Genomic DNA, 25,254 nt, shown 5'->3' with positions numbered 1-25,254 from the left:
ATTATTCCTCGTCCTCGCCGTGCCCTTTATGAGCAGAGTGCTCAGGCATTGCGTGTTGCATTGCACCGTGTGAGCCATGCGCTTGCATATACTTCATTACAATTGAATGAAACATATCTTTGTCTACACTGGCATAGTATTTAACTGGGTCGTATTCACTTGGCTTAGCTAGTTCAACATAGGTCTTTTTAGTAAGCGCAGACCCTGAATTTTTCACCTTATTTACCCATGCATCAAAGTCTGCTTGGGTTGGCGTGGCGATGGCATTAAACTTCATGCCTGTGAAACCTGCCCCACTGTAATTAGCAGAAAAACCTTTAAAAGTACCCGGTTCATCAGCTATTAGATGCAGTTTGGTTTCCATGCCTGCCATTGAATAAATTTGGCTACCAAGCTGAGGTATGAAAAACGAGTTCATGGTGCTTTCTGAGGTAATCTTGTATTGAACAGGCACGTTAGCGGGAAACACCAACTCGTTGACTGTCGCAATGCCTTGCTCAGGGTAGATAAATAACCATTTCCAATTTAAAGACACCACTTCAACAGTGAGATGCTCACCTTTACCTTCTAGCGGTTTATAAGGGTCAAGCTCTTGCGTTGACTGCCAGGTGATCACACCTAAAATAACCACGATGATAATAGGAATAGCCCACACCACCGCTTCAATCTTGTTAGAGTGAGCCCACTTAGGAGCATAAATTTCTTGGTCTCGTCCATCACGGTATTTCCATGCAAAATAAATTGTCATGGCAATCACTGGGATTACAACAATCAGCATTAATACCGTTGCTACGATGATTAAATACTTTTCGTCGGCCCCAATTTGACCTTTTGGATCAAGTACCCCGCCTTCACAGCCAGTCAAAGCCAGCACTAAAGACGCTAGAGCAATATTACAAAGGTTACGAATTGACAAAGGAATATCCTACAACCTAAAAGTTAACACTTGTCGATAAGTACACGACGCTTTTCTGTAGCAACGAACGGCCACAGATATCCCTAGCCACATAACGAGCACAATTTATCGCCACGTTAAGAGAGGGAATAGTTAGGTTAGCTGACTGAAATTTGGACGTAGAAAGCCCACTAGGTGCTTAGTAAAGACAACTTAGAAAACGACTAAAATGGCTGAACTTAAGCAACAAAGCTTATTTACAGACAACCACTTACACGAGGAGGAGCACGACAGCCATGTGCGCTGTGTACTACTAAAGACTTTATCGTTTCACGTGCAGCGAAGGCCGCTTTACGTAAAATGACACCTGCACGACGCGCAGGAAAGAAATGGAAGACCAACCAGCATAAGCCAATTAATAATTGGCAAGACACCACGGGGTAAGCTAAAAAGCTCAATACATTAAGTAACGGTGTTTCATACAAAGCACCTTCGCTTAATAAACTTCTTAACTCATGTGCATCTTCTACCGCACCGTTAATTAGCATGGCTGAATTAATGATCAGCAAGGCTAAAACAGACAACAGTTCTTTGCCAGCAAAAAACGCACGCGCAGCTAATTGCAATCTAGCGAAACTAGATTGTTTAACACCTTGTGACGGATTAATTACTCGCAAAACACATGCCTTTTTATAACTTTGGCCGCAATAAAGGTAAACGCTCTACCCTATAATTAAGCGCGGCAACTTGATCTTCATCAATAAAGTTTCAGTAATTACTGAAATTTCGATGTGGAGTATAACAAAGTCAACGTACGGTACAAGTAGAATTTAACAGCACTGCGTTAAGCATTGTTTATTCAACTGATAAATAAATGTAAACAACCCCAAAATATGAAGCTAAGCATCTAAAAAAGCTAGAGTATTTAATATAGCAAAAAGCAATGCCTAAAAAGAAAATTGCATAAAAATGGCGTTTAAACACATACCTACTCAGTATCTACTTGTATTGTGTTACTGAACAAGGATTAGCCAAGAGAGCTAAAATATAATATTCTTCATTAAAACACGATTAAGAATAATAGAGTTATATATGTACCAGTATGCACTTACCACCGCCTTATTACTTAGCAGTTCTCATGCATTTGCAAACAGCATTGAAGACACCAGAGTTCATGGATTCGATAAGCCAGCAATTTATTACATCGATATAGAACCCCAACTAAAAAAAGCTGCTATGCACCCTGCAATTACTTTGCAACAGCTAGGTAGCTCATACCAAGGGCAACCAATAAATGCACTTGATATTGGCTCAGGCGCTATTAAAGTAATGATGTGGAGCCAAATGCATGGCGACGAAAACACCGCAACGGCAGCACTAATGGATTTTTTAACCTTTATCACAGCGCCTGAAAACGCGGCATGGTTAAAAGAGTGGCAAACAAAGCTTACACTGCGCATTATTCCTATGGTTAACCCTGACGGTGCCGCCATTCAAACGCGCCACAATGCACAAGGGATCGATCTTAATCGTGATGCGAAAGCTCTGCGCACCCAAGAAGGGCAAATTTTAATGGCGGCTGCAACGCAATTTAAGCCTGATTTTGGCTTTAACTTACACGATCAAAATGCCTATTATGGGGCTGGCAAAAAAGGCAAACAAGCAACCATCTCTGTGCTCGCACCGGCTTATAATGAAGCACGTGAAATTAATACCACGCGTGCAGAAGCGATGCAGTTTACGGCCCATTTGGCAGCCACGGTAGAAAACATGATCCCCGGCCACTTAGGCAAATACAACGACAGCTACTCATACCGCAGTTTTGGTGATACGTTTTCTGAAAAAGGGATTCGCACTATTTTAATTGAATCGGGTGCTTACCCTCAGGATCCAAACCGTCAAGTAGCGCGAAAAGTTAACCGTGTTCTTTATAAAAAGGCGATTGATTCTTTAGTAACGGGTGATTGGAAAAAAGCCACCGTAGCGCAGTATCATGCAATCCCATTTAATGCGAAAGATAATTGGGTCGACCTACTCATTGATGATGTGATGGTAAACAGTGAGATGGGTGACTATCAGATTGATATTGCCATAAATGATAAGGGTAGATTGCCTACCATCAAAGAACTCGGCGATATAAGTAGTATTCGCCAAGGTTACCAGACATTAGATGCCAGCAAATTGAGCTTTAATATAGGCAACAGCTACATTATTACGAAACCAATCACATTGACTGACAGCACTTATAAGGCGTTATTAAAAGAAGGCTATAGCTGTTTCTCAGGTCAGGTGCATAAACTCACGAATAACTCACAATGGCCTATATATACGTGTCCAAGAGTGTTCACCTCGATTCCAACACTTCATGCTCCTGCAGCCTTTTTGCTAACAGCAAACCATGCAAATCAATATGCAGTCCTGGGTGCTAAATTAATTGGGTTGAACTAGGTGCCTATTCGAGAATAAAAAATCGCGGGCATTAAAAAAGCGCCCCTTAGGCGCTTTTTTGTGTGGTTACAGAATTTGATTCTCTTTCCACGCTTGTTCTTTTGCCATGCGCTTTTTACGCTTGTCACATGGATCATCACAGTCACAGGCTTTATCGATACCCACGGCACCTAAGCCACCACAGCTACTGGCCATTGATTTCTTTTGCACAATCATGCCCACAGCCATCGCTGCCACAATTAAAATAAGTAGACCAAAAGTAAGAAGAAAAAGTGACATTGCTTTGCCCCTATCGTCAGCAATTAAATCAAGCCCATTCGACTGGGCTGCACGTATTATAAACTGCTTCTTGCTCTGCTACAAATATGGTTTAAAGGCAGGACTAGAATAAGTGACCAAGCCATTGTCTGACTTAGCAATTAAATACACTGGCAGGTCATGTTGTTCAGCGTATTTTTGCGCCCGCTCCATTCCCATTACCGTCAATGCTGTTGCTAAACCATCAGCCGTCATTGCCGAAGGGTGCAATACGGTAACAGATACCAAATCATGGCGGCTTGGCATCCCCGTCTCAGGGTCGATTAAGTGGCTATAGGTTACCCCATCCATCTCGTAGAAAATGCGATAATCACCCGACGTTGCAATGCCATTCGTGCCCGGCTCAATCACTTTATGTACTTTGCGCACACCCGGCTCAGCGTCGGGTTGTTCGATAGCGATTTTCCAGGTGATATTATCTGGCTTGATACCTGACACACGAAGCTCGCCGCCAATTTCGACCATATAATTTTCTAAGCCATGGCTTTCAATTACTTGCGCAACCTTATCAATACCGTAGCCTTTTGCTGTTGCTGAAAATGACAATTCTAAGCCATCCACCGTCTTCAGAAGACCAGCATCGCTTAACTGAAGCTTATCAACACCAATTTTCGCGACCATATCAGCCAGCGCTTCATCGCTTGGGCGTTTAGTCGGTTTCTTATCTGGACCAAAGCCCCATAAATCAATTAGTGGACCCATCGTCACATCAAGGGTTTTTGTAGATTCACCCAAACGAATAGACTCCGCAACGACCTGACGAAAATCATCACTGATCGGCATAACCTGCCCTGCAGGCAAACGATTAAATTGATTAATTTCTGAGTCTGGAATATACGTCGACATAGATTGATTAACCTCTTTCAGCACTTGCTTAATTTCAGGGTGCAAATCAATCCCTTCTAGCTTAGAAGGTTCAGCAAATACTTTAATGTGGTATGTCGTTCCCATGGTCTTACCTTCAAGATAGAGCTCTTGGGCTTTATCTGCTTGGCTGCAACCAGCCATGAGTAAAGTAACAGTTAGTAGGAAAAAGGCCACAAAGCCTTGGCGATAAAACACTTTATTCATAGCAACTCACCTTTTGGATACCAATCGACAGTGGTATAGAAATAAAAAAGCCTCGTAACACGGTGTGCTACGAGGCTTGTATTCTAACCAAAACTAATTGTTTTGTGTATGGGTGTTAGCCACCGAAGTCATCTAATAAGATGTTTTCGTCTTCTACACCTAAGTCTTTAAGCATGTTGATAACAGCTGCATTCATCATTGGAGGACCACACATGTAGAACTCACAATCTTCTGGCGCTTCATGATCTTTCAAGTAGTTTTCATAAAGTACGTTATGGATGAAGCCTGTGTAACCTTCCCAGTTATCTTCTGGTTGTGGATCAGACAGTGCTGTATGCCATACAAAGTTATCATTTTCTGCTGCTAAGCCGTCGAAATCTTCAACATAGAACATTTCACGCTTAGAACGCGCACCATACCAGAAACTCATCTTACGCTTAGATTTTAAGCGCTTAAGTTGGTCAAAGATATGTGAACGCATTGGTGCCATACCTGCACCACCACCTACGAATACCATTTCTGCATCAGTGTCTTTCGCGAAGAATTCACCGAATGGACCAGAAATAGTAACCTTATCGCCTGCTTTAAGTGACCAAATGTACGACGACATTTTACCACATGGAAGGCTTAGGTCTCTTGGCGGCGGCGTAGCGATACGCACGTTAAGCATAATAATGCCTTCTTCTTCTGGGTAGTTAGCCATTGAGTAAGCACGAATTGTTTCGTCGTCTACTTTAGACTCCAGATCGAAGAAACCAAAGTGGTTCCAGTCGCCACGATATTCTTCAGGAATATCGAAGTCAGCGTATTTAACGTGGTGCGCAGGGGCTTCGATTTGAATATAACCACCGGCACGGAACGGAACTGATTCGCCATCAGGAATTTGTAACTTAAGTTCCTTGATAAACGTTGCTTTGTTATCGTTTGAGATAACTTCACAATCCCACTTCTTAACACCGAAAATTGACTCTTCAAGTTCAATTTCCATGTCGTTTTTAACATTAACCTGACACGCTAAACGGCAGCCTTCACGGGCTTCACCTTTAGAGATGTGATCAAGTTCTGTTGGTAAGATATCGCCGCCACCTTCTTTAATGTGTACACGACACTGGCCACATGAGCCACCGCCACCACATGCAGATGATACGAAAATACCTGAATCAGACAGCGCGCCTAATAGCTTGCTACCTGCAGATGTTTTAATAGCTTTTTCTGGGTCGCCATTAATACCGATGATGATATCGCCGCTTGCAACTAACTTAGATTTAGCACCAATGATGACTAAAACTAGTAGTACAACGATAGCGATGAAAACACCAACACCTAAGAAAATCTCATTCATGATTTATCCTCGCTACCTTAAAGTGAAATACCAGAGAATGACATAAAGCCAAGACCCATAAGACCAACAGTGATGAAGGTAATACCTAAACCACGTAAGCCATCAGGAACGTCTGAGTACTTCATTTTTTCACGGATACCAGCAAGTAATGTAATTGCTAGTGCCCAGCCCACACCTGAACCGATACCATAAACAACAGACTCGCCGAAGTTATAGTTACGCTCAACCATGAAAGATACCGCACCGAAGATCGCACAGTTAACTGTGATCAAAGGTAAGAAGATACCTAACGCGTTGTATAGTGCAGGGAAGAACTTATCTAATGCCATTTCAAGAATTTGTACAAGTGCTGCAATAACACCAATAAATGTCAAGAAACGTAAGAAGCTAAGGTCTGCTTCTGGGTAGCCAAGCCACTCTAATGCACCCGGTGCAAGAACAGCGTGGTAAACCAAGTTATTTACTGGTACTGAAATACCCAATACCACGATAACTGCCACACCTAGGCCGATTGATGTGGTTACTTTCTTTGATACTGCAAGGAAAGTACACATACCTAGGAAGAAGGCTAAAGCTAAGTTTTCAATGAAAACCGCTTTTACAAATAAACTAATATAATGTTCCACTGCTCGCCCCTTACGCTTTTGCTTCTACTTGGTCTTTCTTAACGGTACGAAGTACCCAAATGAATAAACCAATAATGAAGAATGCACTCGGTGGTAAAATCAATAGACCCATTGGTTGATACCAGCCACCATTTTGTACAAGTGGGATAATATCAACACCGAATAGTGAACCTTTACCGAATAACTCACGGATGAAACCAACCGTTAATAGCACGACTGAGTAGCCTAAACCATTACCGATACCGTCTAAGAAAGACATCAGTGGTGGTGATTTCATTGCGTATGCTTCCGCACGACCCATTACGATACAGTTAGTAATGATTAGACCAACGAATACAGATAGCTCTTTTGCAGTTGCGTAAGAGAATGCCTGTAAAACTTGGTCAACAACGATTACCAGTGACGCAATGATCGTCATTTGCACGATGATACGTACAGATGATGGGATCTGGTTACGAATACATGAGATAAAGAAGCTAGAAAACGCAGTTACAAGTGTCAATGCGATTGACATGATTAGTGCATTTTTTAAGCTTGATGTAACCGCTAGCGCAGAACAAATACCAAGTACTTGAAGTGCGATTGGGTTATTTGCGAATACCGGGCCAAATAGGACCGACTTCATTTCTTTAGTATCAGCCATTATTTCAACGCTCCTTCACGTACTTTCGCAAGGAATGGACCAAAGCCATGCTCGCCAGTCCAGAAGTCAACTGTATGATCAACACCGTTTGAAGTTAACGTTGCACCTGAAAGACCATCGATTTGATGTTCATTGCTCGCACCGCTCTTCATGATATTGATTGGTAACTCTTTACCTTGCCATTTAGCAGTCCATTGTGGGTTTTGAATCTCACCACCAAGACCAGGCGTTTCATTGTGCTTGAAGAAATTGATGTTCTTAACAGTTTCACCATCGCTCTCAAGCGCTAAGAAGCCATACATTACACCCCAAAGGCCGTAACCTTGGATAGGAAGAATGATTGCATCTGTAGAACCATCTGCTTTTTTCGAGATATAAACAGGTGAATTTTTCGTCATACGCTGGATACCCGCGATGTCTTTAATTCCTTCTGCTTTCAACGCAAAGCTACGCGCTTGGTCGAATTTAGATTTCTCGAAATCAAATGAGTTAGGATCAACACCCTCAACAAACTCACCTGTGCTCATATCTACTACGCGTGCTTCAATTTTTGAGTTGAAGGTATCTGAAACAGTACCCGAAACTTCAATGTCTGCAGCCGCTAAGATATTACGCTGAATATCTTGTGTTTTGTTAGCTTGCTGTAAAGGACGAAGCTGAACTGAAGCAAACGATACGATGATTGCACACACTAAACATAGTGCAACAACAACGGTTAGCGTTTTGCCGATTGATTCGTTATTACTAGACATTACGTGCCAACCTCCGCTTGATATTAGCTTGCACTACAAAGTGATCGAATAATGGCGCAAATAAGTTAGCAAATAAGATTGCTAGCATCATACCTTCTGGGAATGCCGGGTTAACAACACGGATCATTACAACCATAAAGCCGATTAACGCACCGTAAGCGAACTTACCTTTGTCTGTGAATGATGCAGATACTGGGTCTGTTGCCATGAAGAACATACCAAATGCAAAACCACCCAATACTAAGTGCCAATGCCAAGGCATAGCAAATACAGCGTTCGTTTCAGAACCAACCGTGTTTAGTAAGAATGACGTTGCAACCATACCTAGGAAAACACCTAGCACGATACGCCATGACGCGATACGCACATAAATCAGGAATAAACCACCGATTAATAGTGCAAGTGTTGATGTTTCACCAACAGAACCTTGAATGAAACCGTAGAATGCATTCCACCATAGTTCCATGTTGCTGTAATCAAGTGAGCCAACAACTGCCTGACCTAGCATAGTTGCACCAGAGAATGAATCTACTGCTGTCCATACTGTGTCACCTGAAATTTGTGCAGGGTATGCGAAGAATAAGAACGCACGACCAGCAAGCGCAGGGTTTAGGAAGTTACGACCTGTACCACCAAAGATCTCTTTAGCGATTACAACACCAAACGTAATACCTAGCGCAACTTGCCATAAAGGAATCGTTGCAGGCAGGATTAGTGCAAATAATACAGACGTTACGAAGAAACCTTCATTTACTTCGTGCTTACGCACTGAAGCAAATAATACTTCCCAGAAACCACCGACAATAAATGTTGTCGCGTAGATTGGTAGGAAGAAGCAGGCACCGTAAAACATTTTCGCGCCCCAACCTGATTCAGCAGATAATTCACCGCCAAACAATTGGAACAGACCAACTTGCCACGAGTTTGCTAGTTCAAAACCTTGTGCAAGCGCACCTGCGGCCTGATGACCGATGTTGAACATACCAAAGAACATAGCAGGGAACGTCGCCATCCACACTAAAATCATCATACGTTTTAGGTCGATGTTATCGCGAACGTGTGTTTTGCCTTTATTTACGTAACCAGGCGTGTAAAAAATAGTCGCTGCAGCTTCGTAAAGCGCATACCATTTTTCGTGTTTACCACCCGGTTCAAAATGCGGCTCAATATCTTCTAGAAATTTCTTTAAACCCATCTCTCTAGCCTTCCTTCTCGATCGTAGTCAAGCAATCGCGTAGGATTGAACCGTACTCGTATTTACCTGGACAAACGAAGGTACATAACGCTAAATCTTCTTCATCAAGCTCTAGAGCACCTAACGTTATAGCACTATCAAGGTCACGTGCGATTAAGTCACGTAGCAATAATGTAGGTAAGATGTCTAAAGGCATAACACGCTCATAGCTACCAATTGGAACCATGGCACGCTTAGAACCACCTGTCGAAGTCGTCATGTTGAATAGACGGCTTGGCGTTAGGTGAGATAAGAAGGTACGTGTTACTGAGAACTTGTCAGAACCTGGCGCAATCCAACCAAACAATTCTTTTTCGCGACCTTCAAGTAATACAGATACTTGAACATGGTAACGACCTAAGAACGCATGTGGACCTTGTGAAATAGAACCTGATAAAACAGAACCAGAAATAACACGGTTATCACCGTCTTCTAATTCACCAGCGACTAAATCATCTAAAGAAGCACCTAACTGAGTTTTCACTAGGCGTGGGTTTTTAACACGAGGACCTGCAAGCGAAACAACACGATCTGTGAATATTTCACCTGTTAGGAATAAATTACCAAAGGCAATAACGTCTTGGTAACCTAAGTGCCAAACCTGCTTGCTAGCAGAAACTGGGTCTAAGTGATGAATGTGTGTACCCACTAGGCCTGCCGGGTGTTTGCCACCAAACTCATGTACTTCTACTTGAGGGATTGATGAACTAGGCACTTGGCTACCAGCGTGTTTACAAACAAATACTTTGCCGTCAGTTAAACGAGATACCACCGCTAAACCCGCTTCAAATGCTGCAGAATTCTCAGCAATAATAACTGCAGGATCTGCAGCTAACGGGTTAGTGTCGATAGCCGTTACAAAAATAGAGCTAGGATTTGCATCCAACGCAGCTATTCTGCTGAATGGGCGAGCACGAAGTGCTGTCCATTGGCCTGACTGAACAAGTACTTCTTTCACTTTTTCACGGTCTAAGCTCGAAAGCTCGTCGGCCTTGAAAGAGTCAAAGGTGATTTGCTCACTGCCATTAACTTCAATAACAACAGATTGCAGCACACGTTTAGCACCACGATTAATTTCTTTAACTACCCCAGAAGCTGGTGCAGTAAATAATACGCCTGGGTTCTTTTTGTCTTCAAAAAGTACCTGGCCTTTTTTGACTTGGTCATCCACGCGGACATGCATGGTTGGACGCATACCAATATATTCTTCACCTAGCACAGCTACACGTTTGACGGCAGAGCCATCATGAATAACTTGCTGAGGTGCGCCCTCTATCGGTAAATCCAGACCTTTTTTTATGTTGATCATACGCACTTGCATTACATTAACGGAAAGAAACTGAAAAATCGTACCAACTACGTCGCTCTTTGATATGCTCAAGTCAAATTCTTAGTATCTAAGAACAGCTTGTTTAACACCCCAAACAAGCAACGCAGTAAACTCCTCACATATATTGCCCGAATTTTAACATCAATCAGGGTGACTATGCGAGAGCAAATATTAAATTTATACGACTGATGTGATTATTTAGACTACAAAATCCATTTGAATAAAATTCAATATAGACCAAAGTGCTATTGATGCCGTTTTATTTTAGAGAAAAAACAAAAAAGTCGCTTAAAAAAGCGACTTTTATAAATTTAACGTTTTTTATCGATTAATCGATCAACTGAGAAATTTCAACAACAGGATTCACATCTTGCTCGTAATCAACGCTGTCGATACCAAAACCGAATAAACGTAAAAACTCATTATGGTAACCCACGTAATCGGTTAATTCGTCAATCGTTTCTGTATCAACGGTATCCCAAACATGTTGTATACGTGCTTGCACATCGTCTTCCAACTCTTTGTAGTTTTGGAATAAATGACCACCTTCATCAAAACGAGGCGTGTCGCCGTAAAGGTTTTCAGTAAATAGCGCATGAATTTGCTCAATGGTGCCTTCGTACGTACCGTCTGCTTTCATTACTTTAAATAATGCAGAGATATAAAGTGGCATAATTGGAATTGCCGAGCTTGCCTGCGTTACCACAGCATTTAAAGAAGACACATACGCTTCGCCATTTAAGTCTTTTGTTGACTCTTTAATCGCTTGCGTTGCACGGTCAAGGTCTTCTTTTGCTTTACCAATTGTCGCATGACCGTAAATTGGCCACGTTAACTCTTTACCAATATAGGTATACGCTGTTGTTTTGAAGTTATCAGCAAGTACATCGGCTTCTTTTAATGCATCAATCCACATTTCCCAATCTTCACCGCCCATTACTTTAATTGTATTGTCGATGTCTTCTTGGCTTGCCGCTTCAACCGTTACTTCATCAATCACACGCTTAGACGTATTTAAGTTTTTAGTCGTGATATCTGAACCGATTGGCTTTAATGTAGACGAATATGTCTCACCCGTATTTGGGTCTGTACGACGTGGTGACGCTAAGCTGTAGATAACTAAATCAACTTTACCTAAGTCTGCTTTGATAGTCTCAATTGCTTTTTGCTTGATTTCATTTGAAAACGCATCGCCATTGATGTTTTTAGACCACAGACCAGCTTCTTCCGCAGCGGCTTGAAATGCAGCGGTGTTGTACCAGCCAGCAGACCCTGTTTTACGTTCTGCCCCTTCTTTTTCAAAGAAGATACCTAAGGTGTTTGCGCCGCCACCAAATGCAGCCGTAATACGTGATGCTAGGCCGTAACCTGTTGACGCACCAATGACTAATACATTTTTAGGTGCATTGCTTAGTGGTCCTTGCGCTTTCACATAATTAATTTGTTCTTGTACGTGCTCAGCACACCCTACTGGATGCGCGTTAGTGCAGATAAATCCACGAATTTTAGGCTTAATGACCATTGATCATCCTATATCTATCACAATAAAAATTAGCGCTAGTTTAAAGGCTAATAGTAAAAATACAGGTCTGATCAGTCATATAAAATATATAACTGATCACACCATCCAATTAATCAAACTTAGAACCGCCCATACACGCAGGTGATTCAGGCGCTTGCCCTTGATGTTGTGCAAATTCATCAGGCGTAAACGTGTGTATCGCTAAAGCATGAATATGATTAGCAAGCTCATCTTTTAGTAACTCATTTATTTGACGATGACGGGCTAGTAAGCGCTTACCTGCAAACTCTTCACTCACTACAATCACTTTAAAATGTGAATCAGTGCCGCGACTATGCATATGACTTTCATTAACAACATTCAGGTGCTTGCACTGAATACCCGCGGCGAGCTTTTGCTCAATTTGTTGTTGCATTGACATCTGTCATAAACCTTTTAGCAAAATAATTGAGCGTTACTATATCAAGGGGATGGTTCATTTTTCCAATGATTTTACATTATTGATCTAAAGGTCAGGTTAATTCGTGGGTGCTTAAGCTTTTGCTGCTTAGGTAAACTATGCAGATAATCCCGTTGGCTTGTGCCATTCATTACTAAGCAACTGCCACTTTGTAGCACGATACTCTGTTGCTCATTGGTGTGTTTATGTTTTATTTTGAACACACGCTCAGCCCCCAGCGAAATAGACGCAATCGTCGGTTGCTTGCCAAGTTCGGGTTCATCATCACTGTGCCACCCCATACAGTCGTGACCATCTCGATACAAATTAACCAATAAAGCATTAAAAGGTATCTGTAACTGCGCCGTTAAACGTTTTCGCATGGCATCCAGCACATCAGGCCAAGGCTCAACAATCAATGTTGATCCTGAGTAAGCGTAATTAACGTTTTCATCAGCAATAAAACACTGCAAGCGTGGGATAACATGACGTTTGCCATACACCGTAATTTCGGGCTGTTGCCAATGTAGGTTTTGCTCTAAGTAATAAAATAAGTCGAGGCTTTTTTGGGCACTAAGAGCTTGGGCCTGATAAGAAAAGCCATTTGGTAGATGATTAGGGTTGGCGTTTGGCTGTTGCATGTTAGAATTTACCTATACTTAAATACTTATCGTAAAAACATGATGACCACCCAAGCACAGCTCGGTGATAGCACCTATACCCTTGAACGTTTTCCTTTAGATCAAAAAAATCGTAGCCTCCAGGCCTGGGACTCTGGTGATGAGTACCTAATTGATTATGTACATGAACACCATTCACACGCAAATTCTGTCCTTATTCTCAATGACAGCTTTGGGGCATTGGCATGTGCATTTAACCAGTTAACCGTTTATTCAGTTAATGATTCGTATATTGCCCATCAGGCCACCCTTTATAATTTAAACGCCAATGAGTTAAAAGCGGATTCGTTAACGCGCTTAAACTCACTTGAGAGTTTACCAAACCATGTTGATTTAGTGATCTTAAAAGTGCCACGAAATTTAGGCTATTTGCAACATCAATTAGCAGCGATTAGTGCAGCATTACCTGCTGGTATTGATGTAATAGCCGCGGGAAAAACTAAAGAGATTCATAACTCGACAATTAAAGCGTTTAGCCAGTTTATCGGTGAAACAACAACCAGCTTAGCCGTAAAAAAATCACGCTTAGTCATAAGTAAAACAAGTGGATTAGATAAACACGCTGCATTTCCGGTTAGCTGGCCACTGGAGGGCAGCGAATTTGAAATTCAAAACCACGCAAATGTTTTCTCGCGCGATTCATTAGATATCGGCGCCCGCTTTTTCTTTAACTATTTACCACAAACCAGTAAAGCGCGCAGTATCATCGATTTAGGTTGTGGCAATGGTGTGGTGGGTTTAATGGCTTTAAAACGTTGCCCTAAAGCACAGCTTACGTTTGTTGATGAATCGTATATGGCAGTTGAGTCAGCACGACTCAATGTTGAAACTAATTTACCCGAACAACTAGCACACTGTGAGTTTGTGCAAAACGACTGCTTAACCGATTTTGCAGCGAATAGTGTTGACCTGGTGTTATGTAACCCACCTTTTCATCAGGCGCAAGCTGTCACAGACCACATTGCTTGGCAGATGTTTAAACAAGCTAAACAGACGCTTAAACCTGGCGGCGAGTTAAGAATAATTGGTAATCGTCATTTAGACTATCATGAAAAATTAAAGCGTATGTTCGGCAACTGTAAGTTATTAGGTTCTAATAAAAAGTTTGTCGTGCTTAGTGCGATTAAAAATAATTAATGGAGCAATATAAATGAGAAAAATACTTCCTTTATGTGCGGTGCTTTTGCTGGCTGCGTGCAGCAATCAACCAAATCAGTTAATTTTAAACCCCGTATATCAAAGCGGTAAAATCACTCAAATTAATAGTAATGTGAGCACCAGTGTCATTGATTTACGTGGTGACAATGTTACGTTAAAAATTATCGAATCAGATAAAACCAAAACGCTTGCAAGTCCGGGGATTACCGATTCTGTTAAAAGTGCACTTGATAGCGCGTTGAGCCGCAATGGTGTCAGTATTTCTAATCTTGCCACCACGCGTTTCGAAATTGATATCCATAAATTACAAGCAGTGGTCACTGAAAAAATGATGACTCACACCAGCGCCGCAAGCATCGAGTTTGGTGTGCGAGTTATCAGAAACGACAGTAGCTTCAGTAAAGTCTACCATGGCAATGCGAACCTTGAAGGCCCTCTAAGCCATGACCGAGCCAAAATTGAGAGTCAGCTGAATAAGTTGACTGAACAATTAATTACCCGCATTGTATCTGACCCAGAATTAATCGCCTATTTAGAAGGTTAACTATGAAGCGCATTTTATTACTTAGTTTTATTTTATTATTTGCTCACAGTTCATTCGCGGCAACTGAAGGTAAATTTATTCAAAAAGACAACATGTTTCCACGGGTCGAAATAGTGACCACGTTGGGAAGTATTGTTGTTGAAATGGACCGCTCTCGCGCCCCTATAACGGTCAATAACTTCTTAACTTATGTGGCCGACGGCAGCTATCAAGGAAGCGTGTTTCATCGCGTTGAACGTGATGAAGATAATGAACGCGACTTTGTAATTCAAGGGGGGGGTTACGATAAAGACTACGACGGTCTGCACGAGAACGACCCTATCTTCAACGAGAGCGGTAACGGTCTAAAAAATGACATGTACAGTATCGCCATGGCCTATCAAGACCGTAAACCGCACTCAGGTACACGTCAATTCTTCTTTAACATGGATGACAACGATCACTTGAATCCGGGCCGTGATTGGGGATTTGCTGTGTTTGGTATGGTTATGGATGGTTATGAGACCTTAGACAAGATCATGCGTGTTGAAACTGCATTCAATGAAAAAATAGGTTACAGCTTTGTGCCTAAAACCCCTGTCGTTATTTTAAATGTAAAAGTACTCGAAGCTAATCAATAATAATTAGGGGGCTGGTGCCCCCACAAACACGGCAACACTATGACAAAAACCCTTTCAATTTCAGAGTACTTTTCGTACTTCAAAGACAAACGTCTGATCAATATTTTTATCTTCGGCATTAGCAGTGGCTTTCCTTGGGTACTGATTGGCTCGGTGATGTCAGCATGGCTGAAAGATGAAGGGTTAAGCCGCAGCATGATTGGCTTATTTGGCATTGTGTTTGGTGCATACAGTATTAACTTTTTATGGTCTCCGTTGGTCGACCGCGTAAAGTTGCCAGTATTATTTAAATGGCTTGGCCAGCGTCGCAGCTGGATTTTGCTTTGTCAGTCAGTGATTTTTATAGGCACCTTTTCACTGGCAGGACTAGATATCAAAGCGAACCTTTGGTTTGCTGCTGCACTGTGTTTAGTTATCGCCATTGCCTCTGCCACTCAAGATATAGCCATTGATGCGTTTCGTATTGATACGTTAAGCGAGGATGAAAGCCATAAAGCGACCGCAGCCGCCGCTATGGCGACATCAGGTTGGTGGAGTGGCTACGCACTATTAGGTGCCCTGCCCTTTTATATGGCAGATATTCCATCCATTGACTGGCCCCAAGTTTATTTTTTCTTATCCGTTGTCATGCTGCTATTAATGAGCAGTGTGTTTTGGGCAAAAGAGCCTGAATCAAACCGTGAAGTTGTCCAAGCTGAACTTGAGCACACCTACCAGCAAAAACTCGCTGGGGGACAGCAAACGCGATTTGCCAAAGTGCTTGCATGGTTAGCGGTAACCGTTTTTGATCCATTTAGAACCTTCTTTGCACGCAACGGGGTAAAAACCGCGCTCGCGCTACTAGCGTTTATCTTCTTATTTAAAATAGGGGAAGCATTTTTAGGGCGCATGTCTATCGTGTTTTACAAAGAGATTGGCTTTAGCAATAGCGACATCGCTACCTTCTCAAAAGTGGGTACCGCTTTTCTTACTATCGCTTTTACTTTCGTAGGTAGTCTATTCAATCAGCGCTACGGCATTGTAAAAGGCTTATTTATCAGTGGTATTGCAATGGCTGCTTCTAACCTAGCCTTTGCGTGGATTGCCGTGGCAGGCCCTAAATTAAGCCTATACGCGTTTGCTATTATTGTTGATGGCTTTACACAAGCTTGGTCACTCGTTGCCATGGTGGCGTTTATATCAATGCTCTGTGACCGAGCCTTCAGTGCAACGCACTACGCCTTACTTGCCTCATTAGGAAATTTAGGCCGAACTCTACTCTCAAGCTACAGTGGTGTGGTGATTGATGACTGGTTATCAGGGAATTGGGCACTGTTTTTTGTGCTTACTGCCGTTATGGTTATTCCGTCGCTGGTATTTTTATTCTTAATACGCCACAAACTTTATGCATTAGAAAGCAACTATCATAAGAGCAATTAACAAAATAAGAACGTATGTGATTAAATGTAACCAGTATTTAGAGGGGTCTTAAATAGTGCATCCATGCACTATTTGCATTACCACGCACGCTAAGGGCTGTCTGCGTGTAATGAATAATTAAGCTTCTTTAAGTAAGTTAAGACCTTCGTATGGGTCCACTTCTAGCGCATCACAATAGCGCATAAATTCGATTACATCTAAACGACGTTCTTGGTTTTCAATTTTACCAATGAACGAATGCGGCGTACCTAAAACCTGTGCTAGGCTGCGCATTGTATGGCCTTTCTCATGGCGTTTAGTTTTTAACCATTTTGTTAATTTTGAGTTTTCTTCAGAAGAAACTGTTTTACCCATCATAAAATACATCTCCTACTAGATGATTCAAGTTAATAAATTTAGAGCGAAATTTTGCCCGTCTCACTCTTGGATACATTATATACTAATAACTTTTTCTGTGAACGGTTAATTATACAAATGTCCACTTTTTAGGTATAGACCGTTTTTGTTAACAAGTCTAAGTTTAAGCTAAAATTAAAGCACAAGCTCTATTATTAGTTGCCTAACTGTACCAAAAAATCGTTCAATTGGAACCTTGTAAAATTGAAAATATAACTTTAAAAATTGCATACTTATGCTTAAAGTGTATGTAAATACTGAAAAAGGCTAGGAAATGTTTCGTATATTATTTTTGTTGCCAATTGTACTCTGTGTAGCGTGGTACCTTTTTTTAAAACAAAATCGTGTACCAATTAAGCAAGGCAAAAAAGGGTTCGTCTATATTTTGATCATATCTGGAGTGGTTTTAGGCTTTTTCTTACTAATGATTAAAGTGACCCAACACTAGGGTCACTTTATATTAACTAGCGCGCGCGATCTCGTAGCATAAGCAAGCAGGGTGTTAACACCAGCGTTAAAACTGTTGCAAATGTTAACCCGCCCGCTACGGCCGTTGCTAATTGCACCCACCACTGCGTAGAAGGTGCCCCAAAGTCGATTTGGCGATTAAATAAGTCAATGTTGACCTGTAGCACCATCGGCATTAAGCCAAGAATTGTCGTAACGGTAGTAAGCAGTACGGGCCGTAAACGCTGTGCCCCTGTTCTGAGGATTGCATCTTTTGCAGCCAAGCCCTGCTGACGCAACACGTTATAAGTGTCAATCAGCACAATATTATTATTAACGACAATCCCTGCCAGTGAAATTACGCCAATACCCGACATAACAATACCAAAGGGCTGTTGAAGTACAATTAAACCTAGAAATACACCAACAGTTGAGAATAACACGGCACTTAAAATCAAAAATGCCTGATAGAAACTATTGAACTGAGTAACCAAAATAATCCCCATCACGAACAAGGCAACTACAAATGCTTGCTCAAGAAAAAGCTCTGACTCATCTTGATCTTCAGTTTCACCCCGCACTTTAATTTTTACTCGCGGGTCGAGACCTTGCTCTTCTAATTGCGCCTGTAAGCGTGGCAGCGCTTTGGCAAGCTGCTCACCTGGCTTCATGTCGGCATTAACGGTAACTACACGCTGTGAATCAACACGGCGAATTGTATCAACTTTAGGAGCGGCTTGGCGCTCAACAAAATGACTAATCGGCACTTGTCCGTGTATGGTTTTGACACGTAACGTTTCTAAGCGGCCTAAATCTCGTTTATCGTGAGGAAAACGAACTCGAATATCAATTTCATCATCGACATCATCTGGTCGGTACTCGCCGAGCTTCAAACCATTTGTAATAAGCTGCACATTCGCACCTAACATACTTGCATCGGCACCAAAGCGCGCTGCATCTGAGCGATTGAGCTTAAGCTGCCACTCAATCCCCGGCTTAGACGCTGTATCGTCTACATTACGAAACGCCCCGTCATCTTCAATCGCTTGCCGTACTCTTTTTGCCTCGCTATTTAATACGTCTACAAACTTTGAACTTAGCTCAATACTCAGTGCTTTGCCGCCACCGGGCCCGTTTTCATCCTTGCGTAGTTCAATTTCAACACCTGCGAAACCGGCTGTTATTTCCGTTACTTGGCTAATAATATTCTCGGCTGGCGGTCGTTCATCCCACTCTTTAAGATTCATTCTGAACGTCCCCACCTGATCTTTGCCCCCAGTCCTTGCATACAAGGTTTTTATACCTGGGACTTCTAAGATCCTTGATTCTATCTCTTTCATGATCACATCTTTTTCATAAATAGATAAATCGCTGTACGAACGCACCTTAATATTGACGCCATTAGGTTCAACATCGGGGAAAAACTCAACCCCTAATTTTGATACGGCAAAAGTAAAAAACACCAAAACAGAGAATATAATCGCAGCAGTTAAGCTCCACCACGGTCGCTGCGTAGCAAAGTCAAGCATTCGGATATAACGCCCAAGCAACCCTTTTATTTGCGTTAAATCGCCCGATTCAGCCAGTGCCAAGTCAAGTTTTTGCTGTGCAGATAATGGCCTCGTTTTACCAATTAAGCCGCCAATAGTAGGAACAAATACAAGGGCCATTAACAGTGATGCCGATAACGTAGCAATTAATGTAATTGGTAAGTATTTCATAAACTCGCCCATCATTCCCGGCCAGAAAATCAATGGCGCAAATGCAGCTAAGGTTGTGGCTGTTGACGCGATAATAGGCCAAGCCATTCGCTCGGCTGCATGACGGTAGGCTATTTTGCGAGGTTTTCCTTCACTCATTTCCCGATCAGCAAACTCACTAACCACAATCGCACCATCAACCAGCATCCCCACGGCCATAATAAGTGCAAATAGCACCACAATATTTACCGTTAAGCCAAACATGGAGATAACCAAAATCCCAGTGAGGAATGAACCGGGGATAGCAATGCCAACTAAAAAAGCGGTACGAGCACCTAGTACAGCCACAATAACAATCACCACCAGCAAAACGGCCGAAAGCACGTTGTTTTGCAAATCTGACAGCATCATTTTAACGTCTTTCGACATATCACCGGTGTAGTCCACACGAACATGCTCAGGCCAACGCTTTTGAGCTTCATTAACCACATGTTTAACCTGCTCAACGGTATCAATAATATTTTCACCTGCACGCTTTTTAACTTCTAACGAAACAGCCTGTTGACCATTAATCCGCGCTATTGAGGTTGGATCTTTATAGGCTCTGCGAATTTTTGCGACATCCATAAAGCGCACAACGCGGTCACCCACGACTTTGACAGGTTGCTCCATTACATCTTGAATCGTTTCGAAAACCGACGGTATTTTTACCGCAAAACGACCTTTGCCTGTATCGAGGGTTCCTGCTGCGACCAAACGGTTATTATTCGACAGCAGTTGAATGATATCGCTTGGTTCTAGCCCATATGAAATCATGGCTAATGGGTCAACTTCAATTTCAACCATGTCTTCTCGGTCACCACCGACATCGACCTCAAGGACACTAGAAATACTTTCAAGCTCATCTTTAAGGTTTCGCGCTAATGTGAGTAACCCTCGCTCTGGCGAATTACCTGACAACGTTAAAGTAATGGTTGGTTGCTGATCTTCCATCAGTATTTCATGTACTTCTGGCTCTTCTGATTCAGAGGGTAACTTCGCTTTTGCCAAACTCACTTTATCGCGTACATCTGCCAACGCTTCTTTAGGGTCCATACCGGCAAGAAACTCAAGTGTGACCGAAGCATGGCCTTCGCTTGCCACGGCTGTCATCTCTTTAACCCCTTCGATTGAGCGGAGCTCTATCTCCATAGGCCTTACAAGCAGGCGCTCGGCATCTTCTGGCGAAATGCCATCATGAATAATCGAAACATATATAAAAGGAATGGTGACATCTGGATTGGCTTCTTTTGGAATGGTTTGATAAGTCACCCATCCCGATATCAACAATAGAATAAAAATAGATAATACCGTGCGGGTATGAGTTAACGACGCCTCAATTAAGTTTTTCATACTTACTTGCTCGCTACCTCAGCAAATACAGGCTCAACTTTATCTCCTGCTCTGACAAAGCCCTGCCCTAAAGTTATCACATTTGCTTGCTCACCTAGGCCCCACAACCACACACCTTCTTCGGTAGTTTTTGCTAAATTTACCGATTTAAATTCTACCCTATTATCATCATTGACTATTTTTACCCCGATATTGCCTTGCTCATCCAATGCCATAAAAGCAGGGCTTAAAAGCATGGCAGGTTCTGCGGGTAACTCGATATTTAATTGTGTCGAAAACCCGGCTTTGTAGTGCATACCTGGGTTCGCAAATGCAGCCTCCACTCTGAATGTATTTGTGCTTTCATCTGCGACGGAGGCGATGTAACGAATTTTTCCTGGGTAGGTTTTATCATTAAGAACATGGGCAAACGTGGCTTGACCAACCTGTAAACCTTGAATTTCTTTTTGTGTCGCATCGGCTCTCACTATCAGAGGGTCTAGGTCAACCAATTGCAGAATTGGGTCACCAATGCCAACATAATCACCGATTTGTACTAAGCGTTTGTTGATCACACCATCAAATGCCGCTCGAATATCTGTGCGCTGATACATCAGCTCTAAACTCGCAAGCGCCGCTTTAGCTTGTTGCAATAATGCTTGAGCACGCATCGTTTGTACTTTATTTTGCAGACCTTGCTGATTCAGTTTTAATGCGCCTTCATATTCAGTTTCATATTGAGCAACCAGCGCTTTGGCCGAGGTTATTTGAGCTTTTAAATCTGATTTATCAAGCCGTAAGATAATCTCATTTTGTTTTACAAACTGCCCCTCTTCAACCAAAATTTCAGTTACTTGGCCTGCTTGTCTGGCACTAATATTGGCGGTTTTATCTGGCTCTGATTTACCATAAAAAGTAAGGTTTTTATTTATATTTTGTGCGGTTAACCGCACCACCTGTACTTTGGCAATTCGGTCTGAATTTGTAACTTGGTGATTATTTTCATCATCGACTTCCGGTGACTCAGTCATGCCAGAAAGCATCCAAAGTACAATCACAAGTACAATAAAAATAGCTAAAATATAAGGTTTCTTTTCGAGTGCTGTTCTTAGATTTAGCAACGCAAAATTCCTTCTAATGATGCGTAAGTATAGTTAGGCTGGGATAATTAGGAAGTGTAAGCAATAAAAAAGCCACATCAAGTGGCTTTTTTCAAATTATTTTTTAAACGCTGAAGCTAGCGCCGCAACCGCAGGTTGTTGTTGCGTTGGGGTTGTTGACAAAAAAGCGTGCTCCTTCAAGGCCTTCAGTGTAATCCACTGTGCCATCGACAAGGTATTGAATACTCATTGGATCAACAACTAAGGTCACCCCGTTTTTTACAATTTCTAAATCGCCAGGGTTGGCTTTTTCATCAAAAGTAAAACCATATTGGAAACCTGAACAACCACCACCTGTTACATAAACACGTAATTTTAGATCTGGATTCTCTTCTTCTTCGATTAACTGTTTAACACGAACAGCTGCTGCATCGCTGAACTTTATTGGCAACTCATCCGACATACCAAAACCCTCAAAACCTATGATATGACGATTATCTAATACCCGAGTGTTTTAATCAAGTATCGCCACAAAGTCATCATATTTTACGAGACCGAATTGGCCAACCCATTAGCATTGAGCTAATGTTTATTTGTACTACTTTTGAATTAAGCAAAATTTAACGATGAGGGATCATCATAGTGATAGATCATTTAAGGCTCCATTTTATTAATGCCAATATAGATAGCGCACCGGTTATCCCCGCAAGCTATGATGGTTTATTGGTTTTTGCCTCGATAATTACTGCGGTGTTCGCATCGTATGTGTCTTTTTTACTATCTAGTCGCATTAAAAGCTCACACTTAAAAAACGAAAGCTTAATATGGACAATACTGGCTTCCTGCTTTTTAGGGATTGGCATTTGGGGCATGCACTTTGTTGGTATGCTGGCTTATACCCTCCCCATTGCCATTGAATACAACACCACCATTACTTTACTCTCGGTACTACCCAGTGTATTTGCAAGCTACATTGTATTGTCACCGGCACTTAGCCACGGTCGAAGACTCATATTCAGAAGTATTTTAATGGGGGCTGGGATCGGCTGTATGCATTTTGTTGGCATGATGGCCATGATGATGCCAGCTCATATGGCTTATGAGCCTTGGTTATTCTCTTTGTCTATTTTGGTTGCCATTGTTCTTTCGGGTATTGCGTTAAAAATTAACGATTTGAGACAATCTCGAGGCATTCATCACACCCGCATTAATCTGCTTGGCGCAATTATAATGGGCAGTGCTATATCGGGCATGCATTATATTGGTATGATTTCGATGTCTGTATTTGAAACAGAGCACACCGTATATATAAACACACACGACAACTCCACCCTTGCACAACTTGTGATGACTGTTTTATTGGCGCTGAGCCTTCTTGTGCTGGGGATTGTTGAATTAAGAGCCCGAAGTTTATTATCCGCCAAACTCAAAGCCGTGCTTAACACTGTTCAAGATGTCGTTATAAGCTTTAATAGCACGGGAATTATAGAATTTGCGAATCCAGCCGTGTTACCTGTATTTGGCTACCGGTCCGATGATTTAATTGGTAAACATATTCACCTTCTTATCCCTGAAAAATCAGCTGAACTCAGCGATATATTTAACGGCTCTCAACTTAACATACCAAACGCAAAAAAAAGTAAAAGTCGACTGTTAAAAGGACAAAGAGCAAATAAACAGTTGTTTCCCATCACACTCACAATCAGCTCGATAGGCAAACAAGAAAAAGGCCCCTATGTCGCCACGATTAAAGATTTAAGTGACATCCAAAATCAGGAAGCATTCACACAAACCATTTTTGATAACTTGCCCATCATGCTGTTTGTAAAAGAAGCTGAGCATTTAAGTTTTAGCCATGTAAATAAAGCTGGCGAAGAACTGCTTGGCAGACGTAAAGAGCAATTAATAGGTCTGAATGATTTTGATATTTTTAGTAATGACGAAGCTGCAAACTTTGCCCAAACAGACCGAGACGTGCTTAATAAAGACGGAATAATCACATTAGATGAAAAGCCAGTAACGGTTGACGGTAAAACACATTACTTACGTACTCGTAAACTGGCTATTAAAGACAGTAATGGAAAAGCACGATATTTACTCGATGTATCAGAAGACGTGACAGAGCTAAAACAAGCCAAAACAGAACTTGAAAACTTGCATCAACGCATGTCGATGGCTGCCGATGCAGCGCACATTGGTATTTGGGAGTGGAACTTTGAAACCAACGAATTAATTTGGGATGACTGGATGCATACCCTGTTCGAAATACCCAAGTCACAGTTTAAAGGCGATTACGCAACATGGGCTAATACTCTGCACCCTGATGAATATGAGCGAGTTACCAATAAACTCAAGATTGCTCTATTAAACAACGAAGAGTTTCATGCTGAATTTCAAATAGTATTACCCTCTGGGCAAACTCGTTACCTAAATGCCGATGGACGTATTTATGGCAACCGTATGATTGGGGTTAACTTTGACATTACTAAACGGGTAATGGCAGAGAAGAAAATAAGGCAGTTAGCACAAACAGATCATTTAACAGGCCTTGCTAATCGAAATGCACTCAGTAAGTTCATAAAACACGAATTTGATCGCAGTGAACGCACCGGGGCAAAGGTGGGATGTTTATACTTTGACTTAGATAAGTTTAAACCTATTAATGATACCCACGGCCATTTAATGGGTGACTTTGTTCTTGTTGAAGTAGCCAAACGATTACAAGATACGGCTCGTAAAACAGATTGTGTCGCGCGTATTGGTGGCGATGAGTTTGTTGTTGTCATAACCGATATCGAAAACCTTAGCCAAGTGAAACGGGCACTTACACGGTTTATCAATGCTATTTCGGCTCCTATCGCCTCTGAAGTTGGCTATTTAAATATTGCCACGAGCGTTGGCTATGCCATCTATCCTGATGATGCTAAATCACTTGATGAACTACTTCATAAAGCCGATGAGCGCATGTATAAACAAAAACGCAGTAGCCATGAAAGCATACCCCAGTACAAATGAATAATTAAAAAGATAAAATGTCTGCAACGTGTTTTTTTGCGTATACTTATTAAACGATTAATAAAAAATATTTTCCATGCGCGCACCCTATTTATCCGTCATTCTATTTCTGCTTTGCATATTTCATGCTGCTTTCACGAGCGCTAATGAGCAACAAACATGGAAAATAATCTCGTTAGAATGG

Annotated in this window: 23 protein-coding genes; 6 read left to right on the top strand and 17 right to left on the bottom strand. The window is 41.8% G+C overall.

Features of this window, described 5'->3' with window-relative positions; translation table 11 throughout:
• Window position 1: 1 nt before the first annotated feature.
• A complete protein-coding gene (gene cyoA, locus BWD47_RS18155) occupies window positions 2-916 on the bottom strand; it encodes a ubiquinol oxidase subunit II (RefSeq protein WP_065978653.1) in 915 nt (304 codons plus the stop codon).
• A gap of 236 nt (window positions 917-1,152) precedes the next feature.
• Window positions 1,153-1,572, bottom strand: coding sequence for a hypothetical protein (locus BWD47_RS18150; RefSeq protein ID WP_036966501.1), 420 nt, complete (start codon window positions 1,570-1,572; stop codon window positions 1,153-1,155).
• 415 nt (window positions 1,573-1,987) lie between these two features.
• Between BWD47_RS18150 and BWD47_RS18145 the strand changes: the two genes are divergently transcribed.
• Window positions 1,988-3,343, top strand: a complete 1,356-nt coding sequence (locus BWD47_RS18145) for a M14 family zinc carboxypeptidase (RefSeq protein WP_075594434.1) — start codon at window positions 1,988-1,990, stop codon at window positions 3,341-3,343.
• Window positions 3,344-3,409: 66 nt separating this feature from the next.
• Here BWD47_RS18145 and nqrM read toward each other — a convergent pair whose 3' ends face one another.
• From nqrM to BWD47_RS18090, 11 genes are all read right to left on the bottom strand, one after another.
• Window positions 3,410-3,622 carry a (Na+)-NQR maturation NqrM gene (nqrM, locus tag BWD47_RS18140; protein ID WP_036966498.1) on the bottom strand — a complete coding sequence of 71 codons (213 nt, stop codon included), beginning with the start codon at window positions 3,620-3,622 and terminating at the stop codon, window positions 3,410-3,412.
• Between the two features lie 78 nt (window positions 3,623-3,700).
• Window positions 3,701-4,732, bottom strand: coding sequence for an FAD:protein FMN transferase (locus BWD47_RS18135; RefSeq protein ID WP_075594433.1), 1,032 nt, complete (start codon window positions 4,730-4,732; stop codon window positions 3,701-3,703).
• Between the two features lie 115 nt (window positions 4,733-4,847).
• Entirely contained in the window at window positions 4,848-6,074 is a 1,227-nt protein-coding gene (nqrF, locus tag BWD47_RS18130; protein WP_036966491.1) for an NADH:ubiquinone reductase (Na(+)-transporting) subunit F, read from the bottom strand.
• Window positions 6,075-6,091: 17 nt separating this feature from the next.
• Window positions 6,092-6,700 carry an NADH:ubiquinone reductase (Na(+)-transporting) subunit E gene (gene nqrE, locus BWD47_RS18125; protein ID WP_016708692.1) on the bottom strand — a complete coding sequence of 203 codons (609 nt, stop codon included), beginning with the start codon at window positions 6,698-6,700 and terminating at the stop codon, window positions 6,092-6,094.
• A 10-nt stretch (window positions 6,701-6,710) separates the two neighbouring features.
• Entirely contained in the window at window positions 6,711-7,343 is a 633-nt protein-coding gene (locus BWD47_RS18120; protein WP_036966488.1) for an NADH:ubiquinone reductase (Na(+)-transporting) subunit D, read from the bottom strand.
• Window positions 7,343-8,095 carry a Na(+)-translocating NADH-quinone reductase subunit C gene (locus BWD47_RS18115; protein WP_036966485.1) on the bottom strand — a complete coding sequence of 251 codons (753 nt, stop codon included), beginning with the start codon at window positions 8,093-8,095 and terminating at the stop codon, window positions 7,343-7,345. Before BWD47_RS18115 ends, BWD47_RS18120 begins: the two co-directional genes overlap by 1 nt.
• Window positions 8,088-9,290 (bottom strand): NADH:ubiquinone reductase (Na(+)-transporting) subunit B, encoded by a 1,203-nt coding sequence (locus BWD47_RS18110; protein ID WP_036966483.1) that lies wholly within the window; start codon window positions 9,288-9,290, stop codon window positions 8,088-8,090. Before BWD47_RS18110 ends, BWD47_RS18115 begins: the two co-directional genes overlap by 8 nt.
• A 4-nt stretch (window positions 9,291-9,294) precedes the next feature.
• Entirely contained in the window at window positions 9,295-10,638 is a 1,344-nt protein-coding gene (locus BWD47_RS18105; protein ID WP_036969071.1) for a Na(+)-translocating NADH-quinone reductase subunit A, read from the bottom strand.
• A 349-nt stretch (window positions 10,639-10,987) separates the two neighbouring features.
• On the bottom strand, window positions 10,988-12,181 hold the full coding sequence (fabV, locus tag BWD47_RS18100) for an enoyl-ACP reductase FabV (protein ID WP_075594432.1): 1,194 nt from the start codon (window positions 12,179-12,181) through the stop codon (window positions 10,988-10,990).
• 109 nt (window positions 12,182-12,290) lie between these two features.
• The gene (locus BWD47_RS18095; RefSeq protein ID WP_074989043.1) at window positions 12,291-12,602 is read right to left on the bottom strand and encodes a BolA family transcriptional regulator; all 312 of its coding nucleotides are present in this window, start codon (window positions 12,600-12,602) and stop codon (window positions 12,291-12,293) included.
• A gap of 71 nt (window positions 12,603-12,673) precedes the next feature.
• Complete coding sequence (locus BWD47_RS18090) at window positions 12,674-13,261, bottom strand: alpha-ketoglutarate-dependent dioxygenase AlkB (protein WP_075594431.1); 588 nt, start codon at window positions 13,259-13,261, stop codon at window positions 12,674-12,676.
• 42 nt (window positions 13,262-13,303) lie between these two features.
• Between BWD47_RS18090 and BWD47_RS18085 the strand changes: the two genes are divergently transcribed.
• Genes BWD47_RS18085 through BWD47_RS18070 form a run of 4 tightly spaced genes read left to right on the top strand, consistent with a single transcriptional unit; the run spans window position 13,304 to window position 17,041 of the window.
• The gene (locus BWD47_RS18085) at window positions 13,304-14,437 is read left to right on the top strand and encodes a methyltransferase (RefSeq protein ID WP_075594446.1); all 1,134 of its coding nucleotides are present in this window, start codon (window positions 13,304-13,306) and stop codon (window positions 14,435-14,437) included.
• A gap of 13 nt (window positions 14,438-14,450) precedes the next feature.
• Complete coding sequence (locus BWD47_RS18080; protein WP_036966471.1) at window positions 14,451-15,002, top strand: YajG family lipoprotein; 552 nt, start codon at window positions 14,451-14,453, stop codon at window positions 15,000-15,002.
• Between the two features lie 2 nt (window positions 15,003-15,004).
• The gene (locus tag BWD47_RS18075) at window positions 15,005-15,622 is read left to right on the top strand and encodes a peptidylprolyl isomerase (protein WP_036966468.1); all 618 of its coding nucleotides are present in this window, start codon (window positions 15,005-15,007) and stop codon (window positions 15,620-15,622) included.
• Between the two features lie 39 nt (window positions 15,623-15,661).
• Window positions 15,662-17,041 (top strand): MFS transporter, encoded by a 1,380-nt coding sequence (locus BWD47_RS18070; protein WP_075594430.1) that lies wholly within the window; start codon window positions 15,662-15,664, stop codon window positions 17,039-17,041.
• Window positions 17,042-17,158: 117 nt separating this feature from the next.
• Here the strand turns inward: BWD47_RS18070 and BWD47_RS18065 are convergent, their stop codons facing one another.
• The 4 genes from BWD47_RS18065 to erpA form a co-directional block, all read right to left on the bottom strand.
• Complete coding sequence (locus BWD47_RS18065; RefSeq protein WP_036966461.1) at window positions 17,159-17,398, bottom strand: helix-turn-helix transcriptional regulator; 240 nt, start codon at window positions 17,396-17,398, stop codon at window positions 17,159-17,161.
• A 503-nt stretch (window positions 17,399-17,901) separates the two neighbouring features.
• Window positions 17,902-20,976 (bottom strand): efflux RND transporter permease subunit, encoded by a 3,075-nt coding sequence (locus BWD47_RS18060; RefSeq protein WP_065978657.1) that lies wholly within the window; start codon window positions 20,974-20,976, stop codon window positions 17,902-17,904.
• Between the two features lie 2 nt (window positions 20,977-20,978).
• Entirely contained in the window at window positions 20,979-22,076 is a 1,098-nt protein-coding gene (locus BWD47_RS18055; RefSeq protein ID WP_036966455.1) for an efflux RND transporter periplasmic adaptor subunit, read from the bottom strand.
• Window positions 22,077-22,179: 103 nt separating this feature from the next.
• Complete coding sequence (gene erpA / locus BWD47_RS18050; RefSeq protein WP_036966451.1) at window positions 22,180-22,518, bottom strand: iron-sulfur cluster insertion protein ErpA; 339 nt, start codon at window positions 22,516-22,518, stop codon at window positions 22,180-22,182.
• A gap of 179 nt (window positions 22,519-22,697) precedes the next feature.
• Here erpA and BWD47_RS18045 point away from each other — a divergent pair, with 179 nt between their 5' ends.
• Complete coding sequence (locus tag BWD47_RS18045) at window positions 22,698-25,070, top strand: diguanylate cyclase domain-containing protein (protein ID WP_083633686.1); 2,373 nt, start codon at window positions 22,698-22,700, stop codon at window positions 25,068-25,070.
• Window positions 25,071-25,254: the final 184 nt, after the last annotated feature.

The sequence above is a fragment of the Pseudoalteromonas sp. PAB 2.2 genome, assembly GCF_001938575.1.
GTDB lineage: Bacteria > Pseudomonadota > Gammaproteobacteria > Enterobacterales > Alteromonadaceae > Pseudoalteromonas > Pseudoalteromonas lipolytica.
This window is presented reverse-complemented; position numbering and strand designations above follow the sequence as displayed.